Origin of the sequence: Mesorhizobium sp. M7A.F.Ca.CA.002.04.1.1 (assembly GCF_004022805.1) — a bacterium.
GTDB classification, from domain to species: domain Bacteria; phylum Pseudomonadota; class Alphaproteobacteria; order Rhizobiales; family Rhizobiaceae; genus Mesorhizobium; species Mesorhizobium ciceri.
In genome coordinates this window covers 1-10,453 of record NZ_RZPL01000119.1, presented here as the reverse complement: position 1 = coordinate 10,453, position 10,453 = coordinate 1, and the positions used below count along the sequence as shown (strand labels likewise).

Sequence of the window (10,453 nt, the reverse complement as noted above, 5' to 3'; positions counted from 1 at the left end):
CCGTCGGCGTCGCCTTCGTCCAGTTCTGGCCGGACTGGACGATGATCGTCGCGGTCGCGGTCGTGTTTTTCATCGGCCAGTTCATCGAGGGCAACATCCTGCAGCCGCGGCTGGTCGGCAAGAGCGTCGGCCTGCACCCGGTATGGCTGATGTTTTCGCTGTTTGCCTTCGGCGCGCTGTTCGGCTTCGTCGGCTTGTTGATCGCGGTGCCGGCTTCGGCCGCCGTCGCCGTGCTGGTGCGGTTCGCAATAGCCCGCTATCTCGAATCGCCGCTCTACAAGGGTCGCGGCGCGGCACCTGTGCCGCAGCTTCCGGCCGATCGCGGCGGCGGCCACCGCACGCAACCGCGTCGCTGAAGTGACTGCCCAGCCAACCGACCCGCCGCGCCAGTTGCCGCTCGACCTCGGCCATGGCACCGGCTATTCGCGTGACGAACTCGTCGTCTCCGGCACCAACAACCAGGCGGTTGCGCTGGTCGACCGCTGGCCGGACTGGCCATCGCCGGTGGTGGTGCTGGCCGGTCCCGCGGGTTCTGGCAAGACGCATCTGGCCTCGATCTGGCGCGCGCGTGCCAATGCGGCGGCGGTCGACGCCAGGCGCATCGGCGACAGCATCGCCAATCTCGGCGCGCGGCCGGCGCTGATCGACGATGTCGATACCGGGACGGTTGACGAACAAGGCCTGTTCCATCTGATCAATGCGGTGCGTGGTGCCGGCTCGCAACTGCTTCTGACGGCGCGCCGCTTTCCCTCGGCCTGGGGTGTTGGCCTGCCTGATCTTGCCTCGCGGCTGAAGGCGGCTGCGACAGTCGAAATTCATGAGCCCGACGATCTCCTGCTGGCAGGCGTCATCACAAAACTCTTCGCCGACCGTCAGATCGAGGTCGAACCGCATGTCGTGCAATATCTGGTCCGCCGCATCGAGCGCTCGCTGGCGACAGCGATGCGCGTGGTGGAGCGGCTCGACCGGACCGCGCTCGAACGCAAGACGCCGATCACCAGGGCGCTGGCAGCCGAAACCGTCAGTGCCATGGATGAAGGGCAGGGCGAGTTCGAGATCTGAGCCTGAGAGGCCGGTCTCAGAGCCACATTCTGGCGATCAGAGCCACATTCTGGCGAAATGACGGACTGCGAGATAGACGGCAGAGTGAGCGGCGATATAGCCGGCGGCGACCAGCACAAACATCCCGATACTGACACGCCAGGAGCGGGAGACCACGGCGCCCGGGGCCTGCCTCGCCTGTCTGCGGCTTTCACGGTTATTCCACATCGCCAGTGCGGCGCAGGCAATTGCCCACGTCACCATGACCGGAACCGTTATGCCGGCATAGGCAAAGTAGGCCGGTCCGAAAAGCGACACCCAGGCATCGATTCCAAGCATCTGACCCCCCTGTTTGCCGAACCGCCCGCGGCTGCCGGACACACGGCCGGTGCCGCAGCAAGTGAACCGTATGGCTGCGCCGGGCATTGGGCTGTGGGGGGATGGTCGGAGTGGAGAGATTCGAACTCCCGACCCTCTGGTCCCAAACCAGATGCGCTACCAGGCTGCGCTACACTCCGAACGGTCTGTTGCCTATTCATTTCGGTGGTGCATGGCAAGTGCAAAAACCTGCGAGAGCAAAAACCTTGCCGCCGTGCGCATTGCGCAGTAATGACGGGCGAAGGGTGGCGATGCTGCCTTGCACAACAACGAGGTGGCCATGTCCGCGCGCATTTTCAGCCCAGCCAAAACCGCGATGCAGTCCGGCAAGGCCAAGACCGGTTACTGGGTGCTGGAATTCGATCCCGAGTCGCGCAAGAAGATCGACCCGCTGATGGGCTATACGACGTCGGCAGACATGAGAAGCCAGATCAGGCTTAGCTTCGACACGCGCGAAGAGGCGGTCGCCTACGCCGAAAAGCAAGGGCTCGCTTTCCGCGTCGAAGAGCCGAAAGAGACCAAGCGCCGCCAGATTTCCTATGCGGAGAATTTCCGCTATGACCGCAGGACGCCCTGGACGCATTGAACGGCGCCCGGCGCCAGAATATCCAGCCGGCCCAAGGGCCGGCCAGCGGTCCCGTAGCTCAGCTGGATAGAGCACCGGCCTTCTAAGCCGATGGTCACAGGTTCGAATCCTGTCGGGATCGCCAAAGCCTTTCGGTCCGTTCCGGACACATAGGTTACGGTTTATACCGGAGACACGGGCTTTCAGAGAGCGGTATCAGGCCTCGTGCGCTCAGACCGCCGCCGCCAGAAGCAGCGTTACCCCCAGGACCGTCGACGCATAGATCGTCGCTAGGAGCACGATCGGCCGAGGATACTCGGTGGGTGTTGCGAGGCTGGTTATGTCGGGACCCCGAAATGTTTCGGTGCCGGGCGACGGGACGTCGGCGGCGGTGGCAGCGTTGTCATTGCAAGCGCGCACAGAAAGGCGCTGGATTATATCGGCGGCGATCAGAGGATCGTCCGCCACCAATTTCGACCAGTCCGAAACAATGCCGATTTCATGTTGTGACATCGCGCGCCTCCCATTTACGGCCTAACAGCGATGTCTAAATTATGTTCCACTAATAGTTTCGCGAGGCGGACCGCTCTTTGTCACTGCGGTCTTCTGATCGATGAAAACCACGCCCGCTGCCTCCAAGCCTCGACGGATGGCAGCCAGCTTGGCGGGACTGGGAATCCTTCGCCCGCTCTCAAAACTGCCAATCGTTCCTTCGCTGAGGCCGCACTTCGCGGCGAGTCGCACCTGCGACCACTTCAGGATCGCTCGTGCAGCTCTGCACTGCTGGGGTGTAAGGGGTTGGGTCCCTGAGACGGTGGCGCTTCGCTTGTTCACATCCTGACGGTCCTTCGCTTCGGTGGGACACGGCTTTGCACCAGGCCCGCCTTGTCCAGATCCACCGTGACCATTGTCCCGAGCGACACCGTGACCTTGTCGCCGTCGATCCGCTTAACGTCGCCGGATAATTCCATCTGCTGGCCCCTGGTCAGCCTGGTTGCCGGATCAATGACCGAATGCGGAAGACCGGGGATCGACACGCTGACGCGGTCCTTCGTGACGCGCTTCAGCACCGTCGCCATGACCGCCACCTCGTCGCCGACTTTATTGCCATGCTCTGATTCTGGGGCGGCATCTGCCGGCGTCAAGGATTAGCTGCGTCTGATATAGAAAAGTCCGCGGGCGTGGCTCGGCGCCAGCGTATTATTTCGTTACTCGGCCTTTTCGGAACCTTCCCGCGCACGGCGCGTTCGGCCCGCTGTATTCGCGGACCCTCATATAAAAGTGGACAGGCGGGAGGCAAACAAGGGTGGGGAGGAGTGTTGCCATGTCGAAGCGAGAAATAGGGATATCTTCGGCCCTCGATCGGCGCATTGCCGATCTCAGGGCCAGGATGCAGGACGCCCGGATCACGGAATACGAAATGAAGACCTTTCAAAAAGTGGCTTCAGCCATGGGAGGCGACGGAGGCTCCCTGCGTCTCGATGCCGACGACCTGATCGCGGCATCCTTTGTCGTCGATGCGCTGGGTGAACCGACGCTCAACTGACGACGGGCGATCTGGCTTCGCGCGCCGTTTTGCCCTTGCCCGGCCGGCAATTGGCCCACGCCTTCACACTTTGAAACAGGATGGCTGCTTTCCAGCGGCCGTCCTGTGGCGTCTGCCCAAGCGTCTGTCGCAAGTCATAGGCAGGGGCTGGTTGGCCGGTGGATTTGATTCCGCCGCCGACATCGAATTGGAGGGAAAGTCTTATCAATTTGTTTGGGTTGGTGCGTCATAGTAGCGACGGCTAACGGAGTGGACGCGATGAAGCTCGATCTGTCGCCGACGAGCTGGGGCAGGGTGATCGCTGTCACGGCAGTCGGTACGGCATTCTTCATTGCCGTGGCGTTCTTCGTCGATTCCTTCAATTTTCCCTATCTTTCGCCCGAGGCCGTGTGGCGGGCGCAGATGACCGACCTGATGCTGCCTTTGGTGCTGGGCGGCTCGTTTCTGTTTTTCCTGATGTGGAAGATTCGCCAGCTGGCCATCGCGCAGCGCGATCTCAGCGTCATCGCCGCGACCGACAGCCTGACGGCGGTGCTGAACCGTGGCGCCTTCTCGATGCTGGTCGAAGCCTATCTCGAGCAGACCCGCAAGCAGGAGCAGACCCGTTCGGGGGCGCTGCTGATCATCGACGCCGACCACTTCAAGTCGATCAATGACCGCCTGGGCCATGATTGCGGCGATCAGGCCCTCAAACTGATAGCGCAGGCGATCAAGGGGCAACTGCGTGGCAGCGATATCGTCGGCCGCATCGGCGGCGAAGAATTCGGCGTGTTTCTGCCCGGCGTGGATCCCTCGCAATCCTGGGTGGTTGCCGAAAGCATCCGCCGGCGTATCAGGGAGATGGAATTCTCACCCGGCGGCAGGCCTTGTCCGCTTTCCGTCAGCATCGGCGGCACAAGCTTTACCGGCCCGATCACCTATGAGGAAATTTTCTCCGCTGCCGACAGAAGGCTTTACACGGCCAAGTCGAACGGACGCGATCAAGTCAGCTTCGATCCGGCCGGAACGTCTCCGGCGCCTGCGCCCGGCGTCGCCACCGTGCATTGATGGCAGAAACTTGCAGAAGGCTGATCGGGAAGCTCTCGAAACAGACGCTCCTTCTATGTTTCCAAATGCTTATAATCAGCCGCAAGGAATCCGATCCTTACGGATAGCATGCCGGCTCGATGGGCCATGGACTGCAACCGCTTGCCGGTATACTCCCCCGCGTTGGCGATTTTCGTTGTCGGCAGAAACGGTTTTGACTCTGAGTTTCCAAGCGTTCCGGCCGACAGCGATCATGATTTTTGATGCTGGCGAACATATGCGGAAACGGTCAGGTAAACACAGCTATTATGATCCATTTGTTCAACGGCTTTCAGGACCCCTTCGGTGGCAGTGACCTTGAAGCTCTGGAACTGTACCGGTTGTTGAGTGTCGATTCCGAGGTGCATCTGTGGGCAACCTCCTCCAGCGTGTCCGGCGAGTTGATGCGGAATTTCCCGATTCGCCGCGTCTCGCTGTCGAAGTGGGATGTACCGAATGGCGGTACCTACGTCTTTCTCGGCTCTCATTGGCGCAACAAGATATGGCCTTACCTGATCCCGCGGCCGCGCCGGCTGATCTATGTCTTCAATACCTTTCACCCGAAAATCATCTCGCTGACGAGACGCATGCCCCGCATGCTGAACTGGCCCGACGCCGAACTGGTGCTGATTTCCGATTTTCAGAGACGGATGCTCCAAGTCGATGGCACCGTGCATCCGTCTCCGATCGATATCGAACGTTTTTCACCACGGCGTCTGGGTTCGGATCGTCCCTTCACCGTCGGACGCTTGAGCCGCGATGGGCCGGGCAAACATCATCCCGATGACATACCCCTCTACAAGACATTGCTGGCCGAAGGTACAGCCTTGCGGATACAGGGAGGGATAGGGCTCAAGGACAGCCTCATGCCGCATCCGCAACTCGAACTGTTCCCACCCGGCCAATTTTCCGCCGAAGAGTTTCTGCAGACGCTCGACGTGTTTTATTATCGCACCGGTTGGCATATGGAAACCTTCGGTCGCGTGGTGTTCGAGGCGATGGCCTGCGGGTTGCCCGTGGTCTGCCATTCATATGGCGGTTATTCCGACCATATCAGGCATGGCGAAAACGGTTTCTTGTTCGAAACGACGCAGCAGGCGGCGCGCATCCTGGCCGATCTCAAAGCCGACCCGGCGCTGCGGGCGGCAGTGGGCCTCAAGGCACGGCAGACCGTCGAGCAGACCTATTCTTCCCAAGCTGTGCGACAGAGGCTGGATTTCTACCTGCGTTAGCTGCACGTCATCCTTTGGGCCATGGGACATCCTTGGCGCAACAACATGCCCGCTGTCATCGATCTCGACATCGCGCTAAAGCAGGCACGCAAAGCGGACGAATGGGGCCGACAGCCAGCGGCGTGCCACAGACTGGGCAGGACTTCTTATCGATGACTTTGATGGGCGCGGCGGCACTGCTGATCCTGATCCTGACTTACGCCGGTGTCGCCATTGGCCGCATCCCCGGCCTGCGCCTCGACCGGGCAGGGATCGCGCTTCTCGGCGGGGCCGCGATGATCGCCATCGGCGCGCTCAGCATGGAGGATGCGTACCGGGCGATCAATTTCGATACCATCACGCTTCTGCTCGGCATGATGATTGTGGTGGCGCATTTAAAAGTGTCGGGCGCCTTTCGTGGCCTTGGCGCCGTCGCCATCGAGCACGCGCATGCGCCCTTCATGCTCTTGGTGATGGTGACGCTGCTGACCGGCGTGTTGTCCGCCTTCCTGGTCAACGACGCCATCTGTCTCGTCATGGCGCCGATCGTCGTCCACGTCACCCGTGTGATCAAGCGCAACCCGATCCCCTATCTGATCGCCACCGCCACCGCGTCGAATTGCGGCAGCGTCGCAACCATCACCGGCAATCCCCAAAACATGGTCATCGGTGCACTGTCGGGCATTTCCTATCCGGCCTTTTCGGCAGCGCTGGCTCCGGTCGCCCTGTTCGGCCTCGTCGCGGTCGTTGTCATCATCCGCATTGTCTTCCGGGCCGAATTCGCCCGCACCGTCCAACTGACGCCCGAGGTCTCGCGTGGCCGCATGCACAAGGGGCAGGTGCTGAAGGCGGTGGTGGTCTGCATCGGGCTGGCAATTGCCTTCTTCGCCGGCGTGCCCGTCGCCAAGGCAGCACTCATCGGCGGCGCCATCCTCTTGCTCACCCGGGCCATCAAGCCGGAGCGCATCTACCGCGAGATCGACGGTCCGCTGCTGTTCATGTTCGCCGGTCTGTTCGTTGTCGTCGCCGGCGCTGAAAAGACGCTTCTTTCGCCCGACATGATCGCTTCGGCCAGGAACCTCGGGCTGGACGACGTCTGGCGCTTGTCCGGCTTCACCGCGGTGCTTTCCAACATCATGAGCAATGTTCCGGCCGTGCTGGCGCTGCGGCCCTTCATACCCGGCCTCGAAAACCCCGAGCGCGCCTGGCTGGTCGTCGCCATGAGCTCGACGCTGGCCGGCAATTTCACGCTGCTGGGTTCGGTCGCCAACCTGATCGTCGCCGAACAGGCGCGGGCCGCCGGCACGACGCTGTCGTTCGGCGCTTTTTTCAAGGTCGGCTTGCCTTTGACGCTGATAACGCTGGCCGCCGGCACCGCATGGCTGGCTTTCGGTTTCTAATGCATGTCGCCCAAAAGTGGCCCCGGTTTTGGGCCAACGACATGCATAAAACCAAAGGCTTAAAGCGCGTCGCGCTTTAGACCTGACTGCCTGAAAGTCGCGCCCGCACCAGCGTCGCCGCGGCGCGTCCGGCCGCTTCGATGTAATCGGGGTTGCGGTGGATCAGCATGATCGAAAAGCAGCCGTCGATCAAAAGCACGATCTCGCGCCCCAGGGTTTGCGGCTCCGCGACGCCATGGTCCGACAGGGCGCCGGCCAGCCATGTTTCGAAATTCAGCTTGTGCCGCGCGCCCACCTTGACCGCCGGATGTCCGGGCATCGAGGCGAGTTCGGCGGCCGTGCGCAGGAAGCCGCATCCTTTCCATTTCGGGTGGCGAGCGGACCTCGCCAGATTGGTGAAGATCGCCTCGACCTTGCGATCCGCGCCGCCTTCGGCAGCCTCGAACCAGCCGGCCATCCGCTTCAGATTGGGTTGGTCGCGGCCGTCGAGATAGGCGGCGATCAGGTCGTCCTTGCTCTTGAAATGGTAGTAGAGCGTGCGCTTGGTGAGACCCGCTTCCTCGGCAACGGCATCGACGCTGACACGACCGATTCCTTCTGCATAGAAGAGCCTGGTCGCGGCATCGACAATGCGTTTGCGGGTAGGGCTCTGCGTGTCGGGCATAAGCCTATGTATACCGACTAGTGAATATACACAAGCGACAAAGGGCATAGTCTTCCTTCCATCAGCATGATGGAGAAGGAACAGCCAAATGACAGATCTTGTCCTTAGCGAAACCCGGGATGGGATTGCCATCCTCACCCTCAACCGGCCGGAGAAACTCAACGCGCTGAACTATGCCCTGATCGACCGCCTGCTTGCGGTCCTTGACGACATGGAAGTCGATGACGGCGTCCGAGCGGTCATTCTGACCGGAGCAGGGGAGCGGGCGTTTTCGGCGGGGGGCGACATTCACGAGTTCTCGGCCAGCGTGGCGCTTGGCGTCGGTGTCGCGATGCGGGATTTCGTCATGCGCGGGCAGCGGCTGACGGCGAGGCTGGAAGCCTACCGCAAGCCCATCATCGCCGCCGTCAACGGCATTGCCTTTGGTGGCGGCTGCGAAATCACCGAGGCCGTACCGCTCGCTATCGCCAGTGACCGCGCTTTGTTCGCCAAGCCGGAAATCAACCTCGCAATGCCGCCGACCTTTGGTGGAACCCAGCGCTTGCCGAGGCTCGCGGGGCGCAAGCGGGCGCTCGAACTGCTGTTGACCGGCGACTGGTTTGCGCCGCCGCGGGCGCTTGAACTGGGTCTCGTCAACGAGGTTGTGCCGCATGCCGAGTTGATGCCGGCGGCATTTGATCTGGCCAGGCGTATCCTGCGGCACTCCGATCTGGCGATTGCCGGCATCCTCACGGCAGTGGCGCGCGGCCTCAACCAGAGCATCGCCGAAGGTTTGCTGGTCGAGGCCGAGCAGTTTGCCCGCGTGGCCCCGACCGCTGATCTGCGCGAAGGGCTGAATGCCTGGATTGCACGCCGCGAGCCGGGCTATGACGGCTCGTGGACACATATCGCGCGTCCCGACGAGGCCAGGCGAGCCTGAAGCGGGTCGCTGGAATTCCTCAGGCGACCCGCTTCAGGTCTTTGTTTTTATGCGTGTCGTTCTCCCAAAACCGAGGTTACTTTTGGGCGACATGCACTCGTCGGAGCTGGATCAGGGCGCCACCACCAAACGGCCCTTCATGTTGGGGTGAAAGCGGCAGAAGTAGTCGACCGGTCCCGCCGTCTTCAAAGTCAGGCTTGCGGATTTCTTCGGCGGGATCATCACTTCCCAGCCGCCTTTCACGGTTGCCGTGTGGGCGAACACATCCTTGTTCACCCACTCGATCGTGTCGCCGACCTTTGCCTCGACGGTGGCCGGAGAGAACACCAGCCTGTCGATGGTGACCTGGATGGTTTCGGCTTGCGCCGGCACGATCCCGACGGCGAGCGTCAACGCAATCCACAGATGGTGGTTCTGCATGCTCCCGGTCCTTACTTGAGCATGCCGGCGACGTGTTCGGCGTGCTGCTCATGGCCCTGGAATATCTTCAAGCCGGTTTCCAGCAGGCTTTTCAGCTCGGCATTCTGCGCCGACGGGATCAAAAGGGTTTCGAGCGCGCCGTTGACCTGCTTGTGATAGGCGACCTCATTGTCGACATAGGCCTTGTCGAAGGCAGCGCCGTGGAGTTTGGCGAGCTTGGCCCGCTCCTCCGTCGCAGCTTTGGTCAGCGCCTTGCTGGTGGGGTTGTCTTCCGGGGTGACCTTGAGCTTCTTGACCAGGTCGAGCGCCTGAACATTTACAGCCTCGTGATCGCGGACCATATCCTTGGCGAAATCGACAACCTCCTTGTTCTTCGATTTGTCGATGGCCAGCTTGGCCGCTTCGATGTCGATGACCCCGGCCGTGTAGGCGATATGGGCGATCTGCGGATCGGTCGGCTTGTCGGCGGCTTGTGCGAACGGCGCGGTGCCGAGCAGCAGCAGGGCGGCGAGCGCAGCAGTGTGTCGGATAGACATGGCATCTCCTTCGCCGGGACGCTGAAATCGTCCCGGACAGTGTTTTTCGGTTGACGGTCATTGGATGCTGGTCAGCGGCAAACGTTCCCGCTGAAATGAACTGAAATCCGCTGAGGCTCAGCTTTCCAGCCCGAGCCGTCGCATCACGGCGCTGGTCAGTCGTTCGCAACGCCGGCCGGCGAAGGGGAAGGCGTCGAGCAGCACCGGCCCGATCTGGTCGTCCAGCGCCTTGCGGACAAGGGCGCGGGCGCGGTGCAGCCTTGTCTTGACGGTTTGCGGCCGCACGCCGAGGAGGTCGGCGGTCTCTTCGATGCTCAGCCCCTCGATCACCCGCGCCACGAACACCGTCCGGTAGACGTCGGGAAGGCTGTCGGTGGCCTGTTCGACCAGTTGGAGGATCTGCCGTTGCGCCATTGTCCGTTCCGGATCGTCGCTGGGATTGAGGGGAAACCGGATGATCTCGGCTTGCGGATTTTCCGGCAGCGCCACCGTTTTGCGTCTTTTGCGCAGCCGGCCGAGCGCCTCGTTGATGACGATGCGCGATAGCCATGTGGCGAGCGAGGAGTCGCCGCGAAACGCATCGAGATGGGCGAAGGCCTTGACGTATGCCTCCTGCACGATGTCCTCGGCCTCGCTGTCATTGCGCACGACGCCGCGCGCGATCCGGTAAAGCCGCTGATTGTGTGTCTTGATGATGGTGCGGAAGGC

The 10,453-nt window shown here is 61.8% G+C and carries 16 protein-coding genes and 2 tRNA genes; 9 read left to right on the top strand and 9 right to left on the bottom strand.

All coding sequences use genetic code 11. The annotated features are described in order from the left end of the window. Nucleotides 1–356, top strand: a 356-nt coding sequence (locus ENZ75_RS09020; RefSeq protein ID WP_128278038.1) for an AI-2E family transporter, incomplete at its 5' end; no start/stop codon positions are given. Nucleotide 357: 1 nt separating this feature from the next. Beyond that, complete coding sequence (hdaA, locus tag ENZ75_RS09015) at nt 358–1,062, top strand: DnaA regulatory inactivator HdaA (RefSeq protein ID WP_013532442.1); 705 nt, start codon at nt 358–360, stop codon at nt 1,060–1,062. A gap of 36 nt (nt 1,063–1,098) precedes the next feature. Here the strand turns inward: hdaA and ENZ75_RS09010 are convergent, their stop codons facing one another. Both ENZ75_RS09010 and ENZ75_RS09005 read right to left on the bottom strand, forming a co-directional pair. Continuing rightward, nucleotides 1,099–1,380, bottom strand: coding sequence for a hypothetical protein (locus tag ENZ75_RS09010; RefSeq protein ID WP_013532441.1), 282 nt, complete (start codon nt 1,378–1,380; stop codon nt 1,099–1,101). Nucleotides 1,381–1,482: 102 nt separating this feature from the next. Beyond that, nucleotides 1,483–1,559, bottom strand: a tRNA-Pro gene (locus tag ENZ75_RS09005). A 140-nt stretch (nt 1,560–1,699) separates the two neighbouring features. Here ENZ75_RS09005 and ENZ75_RS09000 point away from each other — a divergent pair. Then, on the top strand, nt 1,700–2,005 hold the full coding sequence (locus ENZ75_RS09000) for an ETC complex I subunit (protein ID WP_013532440.1): 306 nt from the start codon (nt 1,700–1,702) through the stop codon (nt 2,003–2,005). Nucleotides 2,006–2,052: 47 nt separating this feature from the next. Then, nucleotides 2,053–2,129 (top strand) — tRNA-Arg (locus ENZ75_RS08995). 86 nt (nt 2,130–2,215) lie between these two features. Here ENZ75_RS08995 and ENZ75_RS08990 read toward each other — a convergent pair. Genes ENZ75_RS08990 through ENZ75_RS08980 form a run of 3 tightly spaced genes read right to left on the bottom strand, consistent with a single transcriptional unit; the run spans nt 2,216 to nt 3,129 of the window. Then, on the bottom strand, nt 2,216–2,497 hold the full coding sequence (locus ENZ75_RS08990; RefSeq protein ID WP_013532439.1) for a hypothetical protein: 282 nt from the start codon (nt 2,495–2,497) through the stop codon (nt 2,216–2,218). A 39-nt stretch (nt 2,498–2,536) separates the two neighbouring features. Continuing rightward, complete coding sequence (locus ENZ75_RS08985) at nt 2,537–2,818, bottom strand: helix-turn-helix transcriptional regulator (protein WP_013532438.1); 282 nt, start codon at nt 2,816–2,818, stop codon at nt 2,537–2,539. Continuing rightward, on the bottom strand, nt 2,815–3,129 hold the full coding sequence (locus ENZ75_RS08980) for a hypothetical protein (RefSeq protein WP_244514287.1): 315 nt from the start codon (nt 3,127–3,129) through the stop codon (nt 2,815–2,817). Before ENZ75_RS08980 ends, ENZ75_RS08985 begins: the two co-directional genes overlap by 4 nt. A gap of 179 nt (nt 3,130–3,308) precedes the next feature. Here ENZ75_RS08980 and ENZ75_RS08975 point away from each other — a divergent pair, with 179 nt between their 5' ends. The 4 genes from ENZ75_RS08975 to ENZ75_RS08960 all read left to right on the top strand — a co-directional run bounded on the left by ENZ75_RS08975 (nt 3,309) and on the right by ENZ75_RS08960 (nt 7,206). Beyond that, a complete protein-coding gene (locus tag ENZ75_RS08975) occupies nt 3,309–3,530 on the top strand; it encodes a hypothetical protein (protein ID WP_013532436.1) in 222 nt (73 codons plus the stop codon). Nucleotides 3,531–3,788: 258 nt separating this feature from the next. Then, nucleotides 3,789–4,577: a GGDEF domain-containing protein gene (locus ENZ75_RS08970; protein ID WP_013532435.1), complete on the top strand. Its 789-nt coding sequence runs from the start codon at nt 3,789–3,791 to the stop codon at nt 4,575–4,577. A gap of 287 nt (nt 4,578–4,864) precedes the next feature. Beyond that, nucleotides 4,865–5,827 (top strand): glycosyltransferase, encoded by a 963-nt coding sequence (locus tag ENZ75_RS08965; protein WP_013532434.1) that lies wholly within the window; start codon nt 4,865–4,867, stop codon nt 5,825–5,827. A 152-nt stretch (nt 5,828–5,979) separates the two neighbouring features. Next, nucleotides 5,980–7,206: an anion transporter gene (locus ENZ75_RS08960; protein ID WP_013532433.1), complete on the top strand. Its 1,227-nt coding sequence runs from the start codon at nt 5,980–5,982 to the stop codon at nt 7,204–7,206. A 76-nt stretch (nt 7,207–7,282) separates the two neighbouring features. Here the strand turns inward: ENZ75_RS08960 and ENZ75_RS08950 are convergent, their stop codons facing one another. Then, a complete protein-coding gene (locus ENZ75_RS08950) occupies nt 7,283–7,870 on the bottom strand; it encodes a TetR/AcrR family transcriptional regulator (protein WP_024505017.1) in 588 nt (195 codons plus the stop codon). 88 nt (nt 7,871–7,958) lie between these two features. Between ENZ75_RS08950 and ENZ75_RS08945 the strand changes: the two genes are divergently transcribed. Continuing rightward, complete coding sequence (locus tag ENZ75_RS08945) at nt 7,959–8,789, top strand: crotonase/enoyl-CoA hydratase family protein (RefSeq protein WP_013532431.1); 831 nt, start codon at nt 7,959–7,961, stop codon at nt 8,787–8,789. Between the two features lie 111 nt (nt 8,790–8,900). Here ENZ75_RS08945 and ENZ75_RS08940 read toward each other — a convergent pair whose 3' ends face one another. The 3 genes from ENZ75_RS08940 to ENZ75_RS08930 form a co-directional block, all read right to left on the bottom strand. Further along, nucleotides 8,901–9,209: a cupredoxin family copper-binding protein gene (locus ENZ75_RS08940; RefSeq protein WP_013532430.1), complete on the bottom strand. Its 309-nt coding sequence runs from the start codon at nt 9,207–9,209 to the stop codon at nt 8,901–8,903. Nucleotides 9,210–9,220: 11 nt separating this feature from the next. Then, nucleotides 9,221–9,745, bottom strand: coding sequence for a DUF4142 domain-containing protein (locus ENZ75_RS08935; RefSeq protein ID WP_013532429.1), 525 nt, complete (start codon nt 9,743–9,745; stop codon nt 9,221–9,223). A 117-nt stretch (nt 9,746–9,862) separates the two neighbouring features. Then, nucleotides 9,863–10,453: RNA polymerase sigma factor (locus ENZ75_RS08930; protein ID WP_128278037.1), on the bottom strand; the 591-nt coding region annotated here is incomplete at its 5' end.

What these genes read in the sequence shown, in the direction of transcription:
- ENZ75_RS08990 (WP_013532439.1), bottom strand. Translation starts at nt 2,497, where the DNA reads ATGTCACAACATGAAATCGGCATTGTTTCGGACTGGTCGAAATTGGTG.
- ENZ75_RS08950 (WP_024505017.1), bottom strand. Translation starts at nt 7,870, where the DNA reads ATGCCCGACACGCAGAGCCCTACCCGCAAACGCATTGTCGATGCCGCG.
- ENZ75_RS08970 (WP_013532435.1), top strand. Translation starts at nt 3,789, where the DNA reads ATGAAGCTCGATCTGTCGCCGACGAGCTGGGGCAGGGTGATCGCTGTC.
- ENZ75_RS08975 (WP_013532436.1), top strand. Translation starts at nt 3,309, where the DNA reads ATGTCGAAGCGAGAAATAGGGATATCTTCGGCCCTCGATCGGCGCATT.
- ENZ75_RS08940 (WP_013532430.1), bottom strand. Translation starts at nt 9,209, where the DNA reads ATGCAGAACCACCATCTGTGGATTGCGTTGACGCTCGCCGTCGGGATC.
- ENZ75_RS09010 (WP_013532441.1), bottom strand. Translation starts at nt 1,380, where the DNA reads ATGCTTGGAATCGATGCCTGGGTGTCGCTTTTCGGACCGGCCTACTTT.
- ENZ75_RS08965 (WP_013532434.1), top strand. Translation starts at nt 4,865, where the DNA reads ATGATCCATTTGTTCAACGGCTTTCAGGACCCCTTCGGTGGCAGTGAC.
- ENZ75_RS08945 (WP_013532431.1), top strand. Translation starts at nt 7,959, where the DNA reads ATGACAGATCTTGTCCTTAGCGAAACCCGGGATGGGATTGCCATCCTC.
- ENZ75_RS08935 (WP_013532429.1), bottom strand. Translation starts at nt 9,745, where the DNA reads ATGTCTATCCGACACACTGCTGCGCTCGCCGCCCTGCTGCTGCTCGGC.
- ENZ75_RS08960 (WP_013532433.1), top strand. Translation starts at nt 5,980, where the DNA reads ATGACTTTGATGGGCGCGGCGGCACTGCTGATCCTGATCCTGACTTAC.
- ENZ75_RS09000 (WP_013532440.1), top strand. Translation starts at nt 1,700, where the DNA reads ATGTCCGCGCGCATTTTCAGCCCAGCCAAAACCGCGATGCAGTCCGGC.